General features: G+C 67.4%; 17 protein-coding genes and 1 riboswitch. Of the genes, 7 read left to right on the forward strand and 10 right to left on the reverse strand.

The annotated features are described in order from the left end of the window. Positions 1 to 270 precede the first annotated feature (270 nt). On the reverse strand, positions 271 to 558 hold the full coding sequence (locus C8J30_RS18860; protein WP_220033717.1) for a hypothetical protein: 288 nt from the start codon (positions 556 to 558) through the stop codon (positions 271 to 273). A 213-nt stretch (positions 559 to 771) separates the two neighbouring features. Next, on the reverse strand, positions 772 to 1,422 hold the full coding sequence (locus tag C8J30_RS10645; protein ID WP_110805834.1) for a carbonic anhydrase: 651 nt from the start codon (positions 1,420 to 1,422) through the stop codon (positions 772 to 774). A 149-nt stretch (positions 1,423 to 1,571) separates the two neighbouring features. Here C8J30_RS10645 and C8J30_RS10650 point away from each other — a divergent pair, with 149 nt between their 5' ends. From C8J30_RS10650 to C8J30_RS10660, 3 genes are all read left to right on the forward strand, one after another. Then, entirely contained in the window at positions 1,572 to 1,952 is a 381-nt protein-coding gene (locus C8J30_RS10650; RefSeq protein ID WP_146227895.1) for a hypothetical protein, read from the forward strand. Between the two features lie 71 nt (positions 1,953 to 2,023). Continuing rightward, positions 2,024 to 3,427, forward strand: a complete 1,404-nt coding sequence (locus C8J30_RS10655) for a leucyl aminopeptidase family protein (RefSeq protein WP_110805836.1) — start codon at positions 2,024 to 2,026, stop codon at positions 3,425 to 3,427. Beyond that, entirely contained in the window at positions 3,424 to 4,251 is an 828-nt protein-coding gene (locus C8J30_RS10660) for a C40 family peptidase (protein WP_110805837.1), read from the forward strand. Before C8J30_RS10655 ends, C8J30_RS10660 begins: the two co-directional genes overlap by 4 nt. Positions 4,252 to 4,271: 20 nt before the next feature. Here C8J30_RS10660 and C8J30_RS10665 read toward each other — a convergent pair whose 3' ends face one another. Then, positions 4,272 to 4,619 carry a DUF2794 domain-containing protein gene (locus C8J30_RS10665; protein WP_110805838.1) on the reverse strand — a complete coding sequence of 116 codons (348 nt, stop codon included), beginning with the start codon at positions 4,617 to 4,619 and terminating at the stop codon, positions 4,272 to 4,274. A 341-nt stretch (positions 4,620 to 4,960) separates the two neighbouring features. On the opposite strand from C8J30_RS10665, the gene C8J30_RS10670 reads away from it, so the two are divergent. Continuing rightward, a complete protein-coding gene (locus tag C8J30_RS10670) occupies positions 4,961 to 5,419 on the forward strand; it encodes a c-type cytochrome (protein WP_181420848.1) in 459 nt (152 codons plus the stop codon). Between the two features lie 45 nt (positions 5,420 to 5,464). Here C8J30_RS10670 and C8J30_RS10675 read toward each other — a convergent pair whose 3' ends face one another. The 7 genes from C8J30_RS10675 to C8J30_RS10705 form a co-directional block, all read right to left on the reverse strand. Then, a complete protein-coding gene (locus tag C8J30_RS10675; protein WP_110805840.1) occupies positions 5,465 to 5,788 on the reverse strand; it encodes an I78 family peptidase inhibitor in 324 nt (107 codons plus the stop codon). A gap of 4 nt (positions 5,789 to 5,792) precedes the next feature. Beyond that, complete coding sequence (locus tag C8J30_RS10680; protein ID WP_110805841.1) at positions 5,793 to 6,134, reverse strand: hypothetical protein; 342 nt, start codon at positions 6,132 to 6,134, stop codon at positions 5,793 to 5,795. Positions 6,135 to 6,240: 106 nt separating this feature from the next. Then, on the reverse strand, positions 6,241 to 6,936 hold the full coding sequence (locus C8J30_RS10685) for a thiamine ABC transporter ATP-binding protein (RefSeq protein ID WP_110805842.1): 696 nt from the start codon (positions 6,934 to 6,936) through the stop codon (positions 6,241 to 6,243). Next, positions 6,920 to 8,464 (reverse strand): thiamine/thiamine pyrophosphate ABC transporter permease ThiP, encoded by a 1,545-nt coding sequence (locus C8J30_RS10690; protein ID WP_110805843.1) that lies wholly within the window; start codon positions 8,462 to 8,464, stop codon positions 6,920 to 6,922. Before C8J30_RS10690 ends, C8J30_RS10685 begins: the two co-directional genes overlap by 17 nt. Continuing rightward, positions 8,440 to 9,429 (reverse strand): thiamine ABC transporter substrate-binding protein, encoded by a 990-nt coding sequence (locus tag C8J30_RS10695; protein WP_110805844.1) that lies wholly within the window; start codon positions 9,427 to 9,429, stop codon positions 8,440 to 8,442. Before C8J30_RS10695 ends, C8J30_RS10690 begins: the two co-directional genes overlap by 25 nt. Positions 9,430 to 9,468: 39 nt before the next feature. Further along, positions 9,469 to 9,571: riboswitch (TPP riboswitch) on the reverse strand. A gap of 62 nt (positions 9,572 to 9,633) precedes the next feature. Then, positions 9,634 to 10,086 (reverse strand): DNA polymerase III subunit chi, encoded by a 453-nt coding sequence (locus C8J30_RS10700; RefSeq protein WP_110805845.1) that lies wholly within the window; start codon positions 10,084 to 10,086, stop codon positions 9,634 to 9,636. A 5-nt stretch (positions 10,087 to 10,091) separates the two neighbouring features. Next, positions 10,092 to 11,558 (reverse strand): leucyl aminopeptidase, encoded by a 1,467-nt coding sequence (locus C8J30_RS10705; protein ID WP_110805846.1) that lies wholly within the window; start codon positions 11,556 to 11,558, stop codon positions 10,092 to 10,094. A gap of 166 nt (positions 11,559 to 11,724) precedes the next feature. On the opposite strand from C8J30_RS10705, the gene lptF reads away from it, so the two are divergent. Genes lptF through C8J30_RS10720 form a run of 3 tightly spaced genes read left to right on the forward strand, consistent with a single transcriptional unit; the run spans position 11,725 to position 16,162 of the window. Continuing rightward, complete coding sequence (gene lptF / locus C8J30_RS10710; protein ID WP_110805847.1) at positions 11,725 to 12,855, forward strand: LPS export ABC transporter permease LptF; 1,131 nt, start codon at positions 11,725 to 11,727, stop codon at positions 12,853 to 12,855. Then, complete coding sequence (gene lptG, locus C8J30_RS10715; RefSeq protein WP_110805848.1) at positions 12,852 to 13,952, forward strand: LPS export ABC transporter permease LptG; 1,101 nt, start codon at positions 12,852 to 12,854, stop codon at positions 13,950 to 13,952. The genes lptF and lptG overlap by 4 nt, the downstream gene beginning before the upstream one ends. Beyond that, positions 13,949 to 16,162 (forward strand): LPS-assembly protein LptD, encoded by a 2,214-nt coding sequence (locus C8J30_RS10720; protein WP_245909768.1) that lies wholly within the window; start codon positions 13,949 to 13,951, stop codon positions 16,160 to 16,162. Before lptG ends, C8J30_RS10720 begins: the two co-directional genes overlap by 4 nt. The last annotated feature ends 44 nt before the right edge of the window (positions 16,163 to 16,206 follow it).

Raw genomic sequence — 16,206 nt, forward strand, 5'->3', positions numbered from 1 at the left:
CGGCTCAGTCGGACTGCGCCGGAACGTACCGGGCCGCAACCGTGTGCGTTGCGCCTGCTGCTTTCCGTCCCCGACGCGGTTCGCGCCGAGGCGGGCGGCTCCGTTTCGATCCGTCCGCTGATTTGAAAGCGCGAAACCCTCTCTGCCCGCTGCTGCGCGGACAGGAGAAAATAAATACCTGACCGGGGGCATTCTGCCGCCGGTCAGGGGTGGCCCCGCATGCAGGGGGCCGGATCACGCCGCCGTTCTGGCGGTGCGGCGGGGTCGCCTTCAGGCGGCCCGCCCCGAGTGTCGCCCTCTGCCGGTCGCACTGCTCTCGCGCGGGACAAGGCCCGCCCGCCGGGACAGCGCGCCGGGGAAGGGGGCGCGGTATTGCAACATCAGGTCGGCCAGCGAATGGCCGATTTCTTCGATCCAGAGCACGAAACGGTCCGAGGGCCATTCGTGCAGGCCAAGCCGTTCGTCTTCGAGACGAAGCACGAAACCGGCCTTGCGCAGGCGGGCTTGCAGATCAAGCCAGCCCTGGGATTTGTCAAAGGCGGCGGTGATCACCGCCATCTCGGTTTTTTGCATAACGCTCGGCGCCTCGCGCAGCGCGTCGGACAGCGAGCGTCGGATCAGGTCCGCAGGGGTTTCCTCCTGCAGACGGGCTACGGCCTCGATCCTGGCGATGAGGTCCGTTGGAAGGCGAAGGGTGACGAGTCGGTGCTGGGTCATGCCCCGAGAGTCGCGCATTGTTCTTAAGACAAGGTGAATCGAATTAAGGTTGATTCAGATTGGCTCGAAAATCCGCGTGTCCGGATTGAACTGCCACAGCAGCCCCTCGCCGATGTCGTTCCAAAGCCCGTGCAGGCTCATGTCGCCCGCCTCGACCGCAGCGCGCACGAAGGGGAAGGTGAGCAGGTTTTCAAGCGAGATCACCACCGATTCCCGCTCCAGCGCGGTCACCCGCTCGGCCTCCGGGGCGTCCTTGACCCGCTCGAAGCCCGGCCGCAGCAGATCAAGCCAGGTGCCGACGAACGAGGTCTTGTCCTCCAGCTCGGGGGCATGGCCGCTGCACATCGCATGGCAGCCCGCGACGCCGCCGCATTGCGAATGACCGAGCACGATCACATGCGCCACCTTCAGATTGCGCACCGCATATTCGATCGCGGCCGAGGTGCCGTGGTGATCGCCGTCCGGGTTATAGGGCGGCACAAGGTTGGCGATGTTGCGGTGGATGAAGAATTCGCCCTCGTCCGCGCCGAAGATCGAGGTGACATGCACCCGGCTGTCGCAGCACGAAATCACCATCGCCCGCGGATGCTGACCGGCGTCGGCCAGACGCCGATACCAGGGTCGGTTTTCCGTGTAGGTGGTGGCGCGCCAGCCGTGGTAGCGGTTGGTCAGATAGGAGGGCAAGGGCCGCACGTGCTCTTTCATTGTCATCCCCGTCGCAAGTTCCCGGAGAGATAGGCGTCAAGTTGCTCGAATGCGAGGGCTTTTTCGCCGCGCCTCAACCTTTTCTTGAAACTTGCCGGTCATGGTGGCGAGGGCCGTGGGGGCTGGGAAAGACGAAGACGGAGGCTGGGGTGAGCGCGATCGAGAAATTGCGGATGGACGAGCCGGTGCGGCTCGATCCGGACAGGTTGGTGGTTCTGTATGCCGAGTTGGGGCAATTGGCGGCAGAACGGTTGATTGCCGCCGCGATGGAAGATCTGGCCGTGCATCTGGTTGCGGTGCAACTGGCCGCGAAGGATCAAAGGGTTGACCTGCTTGACCGGGCATCGGTCGAGATCGCTCGACTGTCGCGGCAGGTGGGCATGATGCTGTTGTCGCGGGTGGCGCTGGACCTGCAGGCCTGCGTGCGCAATGACGACCGGATCGGTCAGGCGGCGGTGCTGGCGCGGCTGGTGCGGTTGGCCGAACGCTCGCTGACCGCGGTCTGGGATTATCAGGACATGCAAGTGTGAGACCGGCGAACGGGGGTTGCAGGCGCTGATCCGCGCGCTAGGCTGCGCGCATCAGACGCAGGAGGCCCCGTATGTCCGATCCATTCCGTTTCCGTCCCGAGATGCGCTTTGCGCCCGCCGATGCCGAGGCGCGACCGCTCTATGTGATCGAAACCGGCGCCGATCTGCCCGCCGCGCTGACCGAGGCGCAGCGGGCTTTTGCCGTCGCACAGGGATTTACCGGGGCGCTGGGCAGCCTGTGTCTGCTTCCCGACGAGACCGGGGCGATCGCCGCGGCGCTGTTTGGCTATGGCGATGCGCGCAAACGGGCGCGGGCGCGGTTCCAGCTGGCGGCCGCCTGCGCGAAACTGCCCGCCGGGGCCTGGGCTTTGGCGACGCCGCTTCCCGCCGAGACGCAAAAGGTCGAGGCTCTGGGTTGGCTGCTCGAGGGCTATCGCTACGACCGTTATGGCAAGCAATCCGTGCCCGAGGCGCGGCTGGTGGCGCCTGCGGGGCTGGATGCGGCGCGGCTTGAAATCATGGCCGAGGCCGAGGCGCTGGCCCGCGATCTGGTGAACACCCCCGCGAATGATCTGGGGCCCGACGAGCTGGAAGCCGCCGTCCGCGCGGTTGCCGCGCTGCACGGCGCCGAGGTGGCCGTGGTCACGGGCGACGATCTGCTGACGCAGGGCTATCCGCTGATCCATGCCGTTGGCCGGGCGAGCGTGCGGGCGCCGCGGCTGATCGAGCTGCGCTGGGGCGACGCTGGCCCCGATCTGACGCTTGTCGGCAAGGGCGTCTGTTTCGACACCGGCGGGCTGAACCTGAAAACCGGCGCCTATATGGCCTTGATGAAAAAGGACATGGGCGGAGCGGCGAACCAGCTTGCCCTCGCGCATATGATCATGGCGCTGAAGCTGCCGCTGAAGCTGCGGCTCCTTATCCCCGCGGTGGAAAACGCGGTGGCGGGCAATGCGATGCGGCCGGGTGACATCTACACGAGCCGCAAGGGGCTGACGGTCGAGGTCAACGATACCGACGCTGAGGGGCGTCTGATCCTCGCCGATGCGCTGGCCGCGGCCGACGAGGAAGCGCCCGATCTGATCCTGTGCATGGCGACGCTGACGGGCTCGGCGCGGGTGGCGCTCGGCGCCGATCTGCCGCCCTTCTACACCGACGATGACGATCTGGCGGCGGCGCTGACGGCCTCGGGCAGCCGCAATGGCGATCCGCTCTGGCGGATGCCGTTCTGGGCGCCCTACGAGCCGCAGATCGAGCCGTCCCTTGCCGATCTCGACAACTGCCCCGCGGGCAACATGGCGGGCTCGATCACCGCCGCGCTGTTCCTGCGCCGCTTCGTCACCGAAACCGAGCGGTTCGTGCATTTCGACATTTACGCCTGGCAACCGACCGCCGCGCCGGGTCGGGCCAAGGGCGCGCTGGCGCAGGGTGGCCGCGCCGTTCTGGGCGCGCTCTCCGAGGTGCTGGGGCTGTGACCGACCGCCGTCTGTGGCCGTTCTCGGGCCGTGTCGCGCATGAAAGCCTGCGCGGTCAGATCGAGGCCGACGCCTTCACCGCGGGCGAACCGGCCCGGATCGGCGCGATGCTGGTTGATCTGGCGCTCGACCCCGGTGGCCCGCGAGAGCGGCAATGGCTGCATGGGGCCGCGGTCACGGTGATCGACCGCCGCGACGGTTTTGCCTTTGCGCAGGCCGCCTTCGATGGCGCCTGCGGCTGGGTGCCCGAGGCCGCGCTTTCTGCGCCGGTCCCCGCGACCCATGTCGTCGTCACGCGTGGCACGCATCTTTACCGCGAGGCCTCGATCAAGCGCGGCGAGGTCGGCGCGCTCAGCCTTGGCGCCCGCGTCGCGGTGCTGGGGCAGGAGGGCGCTTTGGACCGCACCCCCGATGGCTTCGTGCCCGCAAGCCACCTGCGCCCGCTTTCGGACCCGGAACCCGACCCCGTCGCGGTGGCGGAACGGCTTTTGGGCACGCCCTATCTGTGGGGCGGCAATTCCGGCGCGGGCATCGATTGTTCGGGCCTCGTGCAGCTGGCCTTCGCGCTGGCGGGCCGCGCCTGTCCGGCCGACAGTGACCAGCAGCGCGCCGACTTTGGCGATTTCCTGCCCGAAGACGCGCCGACCGAACGGGGCGATCTGTTCTTCTGGGCCGGTCATGTCGCGATCGCGCTCGATGACACCACGCTACTGCACGCGAACGGCCATGCGATGCAGGTCAGCCGCGAGCCGATCGCGGCCTGCCTTGCCCGCATCGCGAGCGCCGAGGGCAGCCGCTATTTCGGGCGCAAGCGTCCGGTCTGACGGGGAAAATCGAATCGCGCCTAGTCGACGGCGCGGATCAGCTTGCGCTCGATCACCCGAAGCACCGGCGCCAACTCCTGTCCGCGCTTCAAAATCTGCCCCTCCGGACCGATCAGCGCATAGATCCCCTGTCGGTTGCGCAGCGCTGGCCGCTTTTCGAGGCGGTAGATCGGGGTCTCCATGGTGCGGCGTAAGATCGCAAAGACCGCCGCGTCGCGACCGAAATTCATCGCGTAATCCCGCGCCTCGGCCATCGCGACCATGCGTCCGTAGACCGCCAGAATGGCGCCAAGTTCCCGCCGATCGAAGACGACCTGCGCGGGCGCAGGGGCAGGGCCGGGGAAGGGAACGAGCGGCGGGATCGACATGAAGAAAGCGTGACATTGCCGCCGGAAAAAATCAATCCGTCCTTGTTTGACTGGGCTTTTGCGCGATTCAGCCTGCCTGAAAAATGCCCGAAAATGGCCCGGAAAATTCCCTTTGCGCTGCGCGATTGCGCCGCGATTGCTGCGCAGTCTGGCCCTTAGCGGAAATCGCTAAAGCCCCGGGGGGCGGTCAACAGCCCCCACCCAGTTCGCCCGCCGGGGCGGCTTCCGTCGAAGACAGCCCCGCCCCGCAACGGGCGGGGCTTTCGTTTTCGTGATCGTCTTCGCGCTTGCCATGCCACCCGTCCCGCCCGCATGTTAGCGGCATGAAGAGGGAGAACTTCATGCACTTCAAAAGACGACTGTATGTGGCCATTCACATTGGCCTCACTGTCGCCTTGGCTCTTGTCGGTGGCATCGTCTATGCCACCGAAACCATCAACAACCCGGAGGTCAGGGCCCGGGTTGAGCTGATGCAGGGGCTCAAGGCGCAGATGAAACTGCTGGGCGAGACCGCATCGGGGGCGCAACCCTTTGATGCGGACAAGGTCAGCGCGGCGATCACCGCGCTGCAACAGGGCGCAGATGGGGTGGCCACGGCCTTTCGTCCGAAAGCGGACGATCCGGCCTCGCAGGCGCTGCCCGAGATCTGGGCCTCGCCGGCCGAATTCCGGCAAAAGACCGCGAAACTGGTGAAGACCGTCGCGGATCTGGACGGAGCGGAGCAGGGCGCGCTGGCCGGGACGCTTGATCCGGTTCTGGCCGCCTGCAAGGACTGCCACGGCCGCTTCAAGATGCAATGACAAAGGGGGCCCAAGGCCCCCTTCGGTTGCTTTGATCGGGCGATCTCAGCCGCAATGCAGCTTTGAAATCAGCCCCTTGCTGTCGATCATCACATTCAGCCGGGTCTCGCTGTAATCCATCGTGACCGCCTCGCCCGGGTGCACCACCCGCGTCGGCTTCGGCAGCGTCATGGCTTTCAGCGCGTTTTCCTTCTGGCCCACCAGCCCCTGCAGCCCCGCCGCCCCGCAGCGATCGGGCGCCGAAGAGACCGGCGCGGCGGGCGAAACCTTGGTCTGGCCAAGCGGCACCGGGACGACCAGAAAGCAGCCCGAGGTCAGGCTGACCACCGACAACCCGGCGGCAAGCCGGGCAAGGGGGGCGGCCCGCATCGGCTCAACCGCAATCGATGTTGAAGATGTTGCCGTGCTGGTCGAGCCGGAACACCACGCGGTGCGAATTGTATTCCTGCGGCTCGATGCCCCGCCATTCGATCACGTTGACCGGATCGGCGATGCCGAGCGTCGGGATCACCGACGAGGGCTGACCCAGCGCCGAGGCATATTGCGCCGCGTGGCAGGTGTCGGGCGAACGGTTTTCCAGCACGCCAGTCTGGAACACCGGCTGCGTCATGTGCGGCACCGGCACGGCCTCGTCGGCGGTTTCTTCTTCAGGCGAAGGGCCGCAGGCGGTCAGCGAAAGCGCGGCAAGGGCAAGAAGGGCATATTTCGTGAGCATGTTCTTCCATCCGGCAGATGCGGCAAGGCCGCGAATTTCGCCCTTCCTATACAGGCCCGAAACGCGGATGAGAACCCAAGTTGCAGTGATCGGGTAGCTTTTTGCGTCACTTGCCCAAGTAAGCGGCAAGGGCGGGCGGCGGATCGGCCAGAAGGCCCGCGGTTGCGGCAGGCGGATGCGCGATGCCCTCGGCCACCAGCACGGTCTGCGGGCAAAGGGCTATGGCATCGGCGGGATCGTGGCTGACCATCAGCACGGTGGCTCGCTGTTCGGCGGCGATCTCGGTCACCAGCGCCAGCATGTCGGATTTGAGCGCCGGGCCAAGCGCCGCGAAGGGCTCGTCGAGCAGCAAAAGCGGCCGTGCCCGCAGAAGACACCGCGCCAGCGCCACCCGGCTTTGCTGCCCGCCCGACAGCGTCGCGGGGCGGCGATCGCCAAGCCCGGCCAGTCCGACACGATCGAGCGCCGCCGCGATCTTCGTTTGATCGGCACGGGTGAGCCGCAGCTTCGGCGAAATTCCAAGGCCAAGGTTCTGCGCCACGCTCAGATGCGGAAACAGGTTCTGATCCTGAAACAGGATCGAGAGCGGCCGTTCCCCCGGTGGCAGATCGGTGATGTCGGCCCCGCGCCAGAGGATGCGCCCGGAACTGGGCGCCAGAAAGCCCGAAAGCGTCGCAAGCAGCGTCGATTTTCCCGCGCCCGAAGGGCCAAGCAGCGCTACCCGGTCCCCTTCGGGGATCGTGAAATCGGCACTCAGTCGGAAATCGTCCTGATCGATCAGGATCTTATCGAGGGTCAGCATGGGCTCCGATCCGATCACAGGCGGCATAAAGGGCGAAAGTCAGCGCCATCAACAGGCAGGCGGCGCCCGCGGCCTGATCCATCCGGTAGCTGCCCATCAGTTGATAGACCGCGAGCGGCAGGGTTTGGCTGCGACCATCGGAAAACAGCGTGATCGCGCCCAGATCGCCCATCGAAAAGGCGGCGGCAATGCCCGCGGCGAAGCCCGTCGGGCGGGCAAGGCGGGGCAGGGTCAGGTATCGCAGCCGGGCCAGACCGCGCAGGTTCAGGCTCGCGGCCAGCCGGTCGTAATCGGCCTGCAGCGCGCGCACCTCGGGCAGAAGCAGGCGGACGGCAAAGGGCAGGCTGAGGGCGGCGTTGGTGAGCAGGGTCACCGGCAGCGCCAGCGCGGTCGGCGCGACGAAGGGCTGCGCGATCAGGAACAGCCCGGTGCCAAGCACGAGCGAGGAGGCCGCCATCGGCAGCATCGCGGCGGGCTCGGCCCAGATCCGGCGCGGCGCGGCCAAAGCGAGCGGCAGGGCGAGCGCCATCGTCAGCGCCGCGGCGCCGATGGCGAGCCAGACCGAGGTGAAGGCCGCCTGCCAGACCTGTCCGGGCAGATGCGTCAGCGCAGGCAGGCCGCGCAAGGCGATGGCGGCCAGCGGGGAAAGCAGAAAGGCGGAAGCGGCGGTCAGGATCAGCGCATCGCTCAGCCGATGCCGCAGCTTCGGCGCCAGTGGCACCGGCAGCGCCCGGTCCAGCCCCGCGCCGAAGCCCGGTGGCAGGGTCAGCCGCGAGGCGATACCAAGGGCCGTCAGCGCCAGCACCACCTGCAAAGCCGAAAGCGCCGCCGCCCGGCCCAGATCGGCATCAAACCGGAACGCTTGGTAGATCGCCACCTCGATCGTCGAGGCCCGCGGCCCGCCGCCCAGCGTCAGCGCGACGGCGAAGGACGACAGGCACACAAGGAAAATCGCCAGAAACGCCCCGGGCAGGACGGCGCGCAGCATCCGCGCCTCCAGATGCCTTGCGATTTCTGCCGGGCCAAGGCCAAGCGACAGGGCCAGACGCACCCGCTCGGCCGGGATCGCCTGCCAGCCGTGCAGCACCATCCGCGTGGCCAAGGGCAGGTTCAGGAACAGATGGCCAAGCACCACCCCCCAGGGGCCATAGATCGAGACCCCGGGCAGGCCGAGTGCATCGAGCGCGCCATTCAAGAGGCCACGGCGGCCGAAGATGGCGAGAAGCCCCATCACCGCGACGAGCGTCGGCAACAGGAACGGGGCCCCGAGGGCGGCGATGAACAGGCTGCGGCCCGGAAAGCGGCGCCGGTGCAGTGCGCGGGCCAAGGGGATGGCAAGCAGGCAAGAGAAGAGCGCCGAAAGCGAGGCCTGCCAGAGCGTGAAGCGCAGCGCTTCGAGATCGCTGCTGCCCAGATGCGACATCCCCCCGGCGCGGAGCATCACCGCGCCAAGGGGGGCCAGCACCAGCGCGGCCACAAGGACCGCCGCCGATGCTGCCGGAATCATTTGCCGAAGTTCGCGCGCCATTCTTCAAGCGCGGGCTCGCGCAGGGCTTCGGCCTCGGCCTCGGTGTAGAAGAAGGTCGTTGCGGGGCGGGGCAGTGTGGCGAAGCCCTCAGGCAGGAAGCCGGGTTTCTCGATCACCGGGAAGGACCAGTTCGCCGTCGCGATCATGCCTTGGAACGCATCGGACAGGATGTAATCCATGAACTTCTGCGCCAGTTCCGGCTGGTCCGAGGTCTTCAGCTGCCCCGCCAGTTCGGTGTAGAAATAATGCCCCTCGGGGAAGATCGCCGCCGCTTTCGTATCGTCGTTCTCGGCGATGCGGTGATAGGCGGGCGAGGTGGTGAAGCTCAGCACCATGTCCGCCTCGCCCTCGGTGAACAGCCCGTAAGCCTCGGACCAGTCCTGCGTCACGGTCAGCACCTTCGGGGACAGCTTCGCCCAGGTCTCGCCGGCCTTGTCGCCATAGATGTGCTTGACCCACAGCAGCAGCGCCAGACCCGCGGTCGAAGAGCGCGGATCTTCGATGGCGATCTTGAACGCCCCCTCGGGCGCGTCGAGCAGTTCGGCAAAGGAGTGCGGCGGAGTGGCGAGCTTCGTCTTGTCATAGACAAAGGCGACCTCGGACCAGTCGAAGGGCAGGAAGGTGTCATCGGCCCAGGTGATCGGCAGGGTCAGCCGCGACAGATCCTCGTGATGCGGCGCGAACAGCCCGGTCGCGCGGGCGCGGGCGGTGACATCGGTGTTGAGCCCGATCGCCACATCGGCCTCGGTCTTCTCGCCTTCGAGCATCAGCCGCGGCAGCACATCGCCCGCGACAAAGCGCAGATCGCAGCCGCACTCGGCCTCGAAGCCCTTTTCGATCGCGGGGCCGGGGCCCCATTCGGAGGTGAAATATTCGGGCGCATAGACGGTGAGGACGGGTTTGTCCTCGGCCAGAGCAGGGGTTGCAGCAATCACGCAACCCGCCAGCATCAGAGCAGTTTTCATTCTTCTCTCCAATGGCTTGACGGGCGGGGTCAGGCCGGGAGAGCACCCGGATACCTTCCCTCCGCCGGTCTTAACCGGTTCAGGTTCAACGGGTTTGCGATGACGCATCTCAGCCCCTGACGGAGCACCCCGAGGTGGGTCAGGACCATAAAGCCCCGCGCCAAAGCTGCAAGCAAAAAGTGGGTTTTGGGAAACGCGGAAGGGCTACTTTTCGGCCTTCTTCTGCCAGCGCCCGCTTTCCTCGCTCCAGTATTGCGCCGAGGTGCCCGCCCCGGTCAGCGCCTTCCATTGCGCGCGGGCGCGCGCGACCGCGGTCTCGTCGCGGCCATCAAACAGGATCCAGACCCGCTCGGCGGCGGCGACCTCGGTGGGCGTGACCTCGGCGCCATCGAGCGTCATCACCGCCTGCCGCCCCTCGGGGCGCGGCGAGGTGGTCAGCAGAACAGGTTGCAGCGCATCATGCGGCCCGCCCGCAAGGCCATGCGGCAGGAACTCCTCCTCGGGGCCGAGCCAGAGTTTCTGATCAAGCCAGTCCATCCGCTCAAGGGAAACCCCGCGCAATTCCACCCGCCAGCCCTGCGCCAGCGCGCGGGTGAGCAGCGTTTGGACCACCCCCTCCACCGGCGATTGGGTGACATGATAGAACAGCGCGGGCATGGGCGTCAGGCCTCGAACCGGGTGCGGATCAGCCGGTCGAGCGTCATCACCCCCCAGCCGGTCGCACCTTTCGGCGCCAGCGCGGTTTCGCCGGGCGGCAGGGCGACGCCCGCGATATCGATGTGGCACCAGGGCATGTCGGCCTTGATGAAGCGCTTGAGGAACGCCGCCGCGGTGATCGAGCCGCCCCAGCGCCCGCCGGTGTTCTTGATATCGGCCAGACGCGATTTGATCAGCGGATCATAGGCGGGGGTGAGCGGCATCGGCCAGGCGCCTTCGCCCTCGGCCTTGGCGGCGGTCAGCAGATCGCCCGAGAGCTTGTCGTCATTGGTGAAGATCCCCGCATGCTCATGGCCAAGCGCGACGATGATCGCCCCGGTCAGCGTCGCCAGATCGATCACGGCGGCGGGGGCAAAGCGCTCCTGCGCATACCAGAGCACATCGGCCAGAACCATCCGGCCCTCGGCATCGGTGTTCAGCACCTCGATCGTGTCGCCCTTGAGGCTTTTCACGATGTCGCCCGGACGCTGGGCCCGGCCGTCGGGCATGTTTTCAACGAGACCGACGAGCCCGACGACATTGGCACGGGCCTTGCGCAGCGCCAGCGTGCGCATGACGCCCGCGACGACCGCGGCCCCGCCCATGTCCATCGTCATTTCTTCCATGCCCGCCGCGGGCTTGATCGAAATCCCGCCGGTGTCGAAGCAGACGCCCTTGCCGACGAGCGCCAGCGGCGCCGCATCGGGTTCGCCGCCCTGCCAGCGCATCACCACCACTTTCGACGGGCTTTCCGAGCCTTGCCCCACGGCAAGCAGCGCGCGGAAACCGAGTTTCTCCAGCTCGTCCTCGTCGAGGATCTCGACCTCGAGGCCCAACTCGTGCATCGCGGCCAGCCGCGCGGCGAAATCGTCGGTGGTCAGGATGTTGGCAGGCTCGTTCACCAGATCGCGGGTGAAGAAGACGCCCTCGGCCAGCGCGGCATGGGGGGCGGCCTCTGCGGCGACGGTTTCGGGCGCGGCCACCATCATCTCGACCGGGCCGAAGGGTTTCTTCGGCTCGCTGAGGTAGTCGAAGCGGTAGGCCCGCAGCGCAAGGCCAAAGGAAATGTCGGCCGCGCGCGGATGCGCCTCGGCGATCACCAGCGCGCCTTTCTCGTTCAGCCCCTTGGCGACGGTCGCGCCCGCCTTGCGCGCCTCGGCCACGGTGGCGCGACGGGCGAGTTTCACCAGCGCCAGCGCCTCGCAGGCAAGCCCGCCCGGAAAGCCGAGGTCGAGCGAATCACCGACCGCCAGCTTGCCCCAGCCTTCCGAGGCCAGCGCCCGCGTCACCGCGCCCCGCGTCAGCCGGTCAAGCTTGCGCCCCATCAGGCCCAGCTTGCCATCGGGCTGCACGATCAGCGCCAGACGGCCCTCGCGGGGGGCCAGAGCCTCGGCATCGGAGGCGGTGAAACGAAGGGCAACGGGGTGGATCATGGCAGTCCCTGCGAGTGGTTGGTTCGGGCCGAGCCTAAGCGGCGCAACCGCGATTGTATAGCCGCGCCGGTAATGGGCAGGAACCCGCACTGTCCCGGGGCTTCGGGCTTTTCCCGGCCTTGATCCCGCGCTAGAGAGGGGCGAACGCCTCGGGAGACCACCGAATTTGAAACGCCTGGACCGATATCTCCTGTCCCAGCTGATGGCGATCTTCGGATTCTTCGCGCTGGTGCTGGTCTCGGTCTATTGGGTGAACCGGGCGGTGCTTCTGTTCGACAAGCTGATCGGCGACGGCCAGACCGCCTGGGTGGTGCTCGAATTCACCGCGCTGACGCTGCCCAACGTGATTGCGCTGGTGCTGCCGGTGGCGGCTTTTGCGGCGGTTCTTTACGCGATCAACCGGCTTTCGGGGGAATCCGAACTCGTGGTGATGCAGGCGGCGGGCGCAAGCCCGTGGCGGCTGGCGCGGCCGGTGGCGATCTTCGGGCTGATCGTGGCGGCGATGATGCTGGTTCTGGTGCATGAACTCGTGCCCGCCTCGCGCGCCAGGCTGGCCGAGCGGCAGGAGCAGGTGTCGCAAGATGTCACCGCGCGCTTCCTGACCGAGGGCAGTTTCCAATCGCCGACCGAGGGCATCACCGTCTACATCCGCGAGATCTCGGATCAGGGCGAGCTTCTGGACATTTTCCTCTTCGATGCGCGCTCCTCCACAAGCGAAACGATCTACACCGCGGAAAAGGCGCTGATCGTGCCCTCGGATGCCGGGCCGAAGCTGGTGATGTTCGACGGTACCGCGCAGACCCTGCGCAAGTCCGACACCTCGCTGGCGCTGACGCGGTTTGCCGATTTCACCTATGATCTGGGCGGGGCGATCGGGGCGAAGGTGCGCGGTCGGGTCGACTGGGACGAGGTGTCGAGCCTCGATCTGATCGCGCCCCCGCCCGAGTTGCTGGCCGCGACCGGATCGACGGTGGCGGTGGCGCATCTGGAGCTGAACGACCGGCTGGCGCAGCCGCTGATGGCGCCGGTTTCGGCGCTGCTCGCGGTTGCGGCGATGATGCTGGGCAGGTTTTCGCGCCTCGGACTCTGGCGGCAGATGGTGCTGGCGGTGCTCGCGCTGATCGGGCTGCATTCGCTCTCGAACGTCGCCACCTCGATGACGCGCGCCGATCCCGCGCTGTGGGCCTTGCTTTACATGCCGGCAGCGGTCGGGCTGATCTTTGTGGCCGCGGCGCTGAGTTGGGCCGGACGGCGGCGCAAATCCCCCGCCGTCACCGCGGCAGAGGGGGCGGCATGACGCTTTCACTTTATATCGCGCGGCGCTTCGGCCAGGCGTTCCTGATCGTTGCCGGGGCGTTCTGGGGCGTGCTCTTCCTGATCGAGATGGTCGAGCAGATCCGCCATCTCGATGCGGCGCGGGGGGCGCTGACCGATGCGGCGCGGCTGGCGGCGCTTTACGTGCCCTCGACGCTCTACACGATCTTTCCGCTTGTCGTCATGCTGTCGGCCGTGGTCGCCTTTCTGGGCCTTGCCCGGTCCTCGGAGCTGGTGGTGATCCGGGCCGCCGGGCGCTCGGCACTTGGGATGCTGATGGCGCCGGTCACGGTGGCGCTCGTGATCGGTGTCTTGCTGGTTGCGGTCGGCAATCCGATCGTTTCGGCGACCAGCAAGCGCGCCGATGAAATCGAGGGCCAGCTGCGCGCCGAGGGGCGTCAGACCGTCGCGATCGGCCGCGAGGGGCTCTGGATGCGGCAAGGCACGGCCGATGGCGGGCAGGCGGTGATCCACGCCCTGCGCGGCAATGGCGAGGCGACCGCGCTTTATGACGTGACCTTCCTGATCTTCGATGCGAAGGCCGGTCCGGTTCGGCGCATCGATGCGGCCTCGGCCTGGCTCACGCCCGGGTCCTGGGTGCTGTCGGATGCCAAGGACTGGCCGCTGGGCCGCTCGACCAACCCCGAGCGCGACGCGACCCGGGCACAGACGATCTCGCTGCCCTCGACGCTGACGGCCGAAAGCATCGCCGACAGTTTCGGCGCGCCCTCGGCGATGCCGATCTGGGAATTGCCGGGGTTCATCACCGCGCTTGAAGCTGCGGGGTTCTCGGCGCGGCGGCATATCGTCTGGCTGCAGGTCGAACTGGCGCAACCGCTGATGCTGGCCGCGATGGTGCTGGTGGCGGCGGGTTTCACCATGCGGCCCGCGCGCTTCGGCGGCACCGGCGGGCGGGTGATGCTGGCGCTTCTGGCTGGACTTGCGCTCTTCTTCCTGCGCAACATTGCGCAGGTTCTGGGTGACAACGGGCAGATCCCAGCCGCGCTGGCGGCCTGGGCGCCGCCGGTCGTGGCCCTGATGCTCGCGCTGACGCTGGTGTTGCAGCAGGAGGAAGGATGATGCGCAACCGCAGCTTGCGGCACTGGGCCTTGGGCACCGCGCTGGCGCTGACTCTGGCAAGCCCCGCGCTGGCACAGATCCCCGCGGGTCAGACCGTCGCTGCCCCGCCCGAACCGGCGGCGCCGCAGCTTTATTCCGATGCCGCGACGCTTCTGGCCGACCGGATCGAGGTCACCGGCTCGAACCGGCTGATCGCCGAGGGCAATGTCGAAGTCTATTGGCACGAACACCGGCTGACTGCCGCGCGCATCGTCTATGACAAGGCGACCGACCGGCTGACGATCGACGGGCCGATCCGCATGGTCGAGCCGGGCGCCACCGGATCGGTGATCCTGGCCGATGCCGCCGAACTGAGCCGCGATCTGCAAAACGGCGTGCTGACCGGCGCGCGGATGGTGCTGTCGCGCGAATTGCAACTGGCCGCGAACCGGATCGAGCGGCAGGACGGCACCCGCACCGTGCTGCACGAGGTCGTGGCCTCCTCCTGCCAGGTCTGCATCACCGATCCCGAACCGCTGTGGGAGATCCGCGCCCGCACCATCACCCATGACACCACCACGCGCCAGCTGCTGTTCGAAAGCGCGCAGTTCCGGGCCATGGGCGTGCCGCTGGTCTGGTTGCCGCGGCTGCGGATGCCCGATCCGACGGTGGAGCGGATGTCGGGCGTGCTGCGGCCGTCGCTGCGCACCACTTCGCTGCTCGGGCCGGGGCTCAAGGTGCCGTATTTCCTGACCTTCGGCCCCTCGGCCGATCTGACGGTGACGCCCTATTTTTCGGCCAATTACACCCGCACGCTGGGGCTGCGCTATCGGCAGGCGCTGGATGCGGGCACGATCGAGGTCGAGGGCGCGCTCAGCCGCGACTCGATCCGCGAGGGCGAGACCCGCGGCTATGTCTTCGGCACCGGCACGTTTGCGCTGCCCGCCGATTTCACGCTGGGCGTGCAGCTGCGGATGGTCTCGGACCCGTCTTACCTGCTGAACTACGACATCACCGAGGATGACCGGCTCTGGTCCGGCGTGACGCTCGAACGGGTGCGCCGCGACGAGCTGATCGACGCGAAGATCGGCAACACGCATTCGCTGCGCGACGACGAAAGCAACACGACCGAGCCGATGCAATCGGCCGATGCGAGCTGGACCAAGGTGTTCCGGCCCGGTCTGATCGGTGGCGAGCTGAGCTTCGAGGGCAGCCTGCATACGCATTGGCGGGCCTCGAATTCGTCGCTTGATGGCGCCGATGCGGATGATGCGGCCGACGGGCGCGACATGACCCGGATCTCGGGCGTGGCCGATTGGCGGCGCAACTGGCTTCTGGGCGGCGGCGTGCTGGCCGCACTCGAGGGCGAACTGGCCGTCGATGCGACCGCGGTGCGGCAAGATCAGGACTATGCGGGCGAGACGCTGCGGGCGCTGCCCTCGCTGGGGGTCGAACTGCGCTGGCCCTGGGTGAAAAGCGAAGGCCGCGCCGCGCAGGTGATCGAGCCGGTGGCGCAGATCATCTGGAGCGGCAAGAGCCGCAAATACCTGCCCGACGAGGACAGCCTGCTGACCGAATTCGACGAGGGCAACCTGTTCGATTTCTCGCGCTATCCGGGCGGAGACGTGCGCGAGCGCGGCACGCGGGCGAACCTTGGTCTGAGCTGGACGCGGCATGACGCCTCGGGCTGGTCGCTCGGGCTGACGGCGGGGCGGGTGTTCCGGCTCGATGACATCGAAGATTTCGCCAAGGGCTCGGGGCTCTCTGGCACCACTTCGGACTGGCTCGTGGCCACGCATCTGACCACCGCGGGCGGGCTTGTGCTGTCGAACCGGGCATTGGTCGCCAATGACCTGAGTTTCGATCGCGACGAGCTGCGGCTGGCCTATCTGGGTGATCGGGCGCAGGTCGCGGCGGGCTATCTGTGGATGCTGGAGACCGATGCGATCCCGAAGACGTCGGAGCTGCTTTTCGAATCCGACTGGCAGCTGCGCCGTGGCTGGTCGACCAATTTCGACACCCGCTATGACCTGATTGCCGACCGCGCGGCCAAGGCGGCGCTGGGTCTGCAATATTCAAACGAATGCGTCACCGTCGATCTTTCCCTCTCGCGCCGGTTCACGTCCTCCACTAGTGTGGAGCCCGAAACCGACTTCGGCTTGTCGATCGCGCTTGCGGGCTTCGGCGCCGGATCGGGTGGCAACCGGGCCGAGCGGGTCTGCCGACGCTGAGACCGGGTCCGGTCGGGCGCAGGCCCGCGCAAAGGAACGACGAA

This window comes from Rhodobacter viridis (genome assembly GCF_003217355.1).
In the GTDB taxonomy this organism is placed as follows: Bacteria; Pseudomonadota; Alphaproteobacteria; order Rhodobacterales; family Rhodobacteraceae; genus Rhodobacter; species Rhodobacter viridis.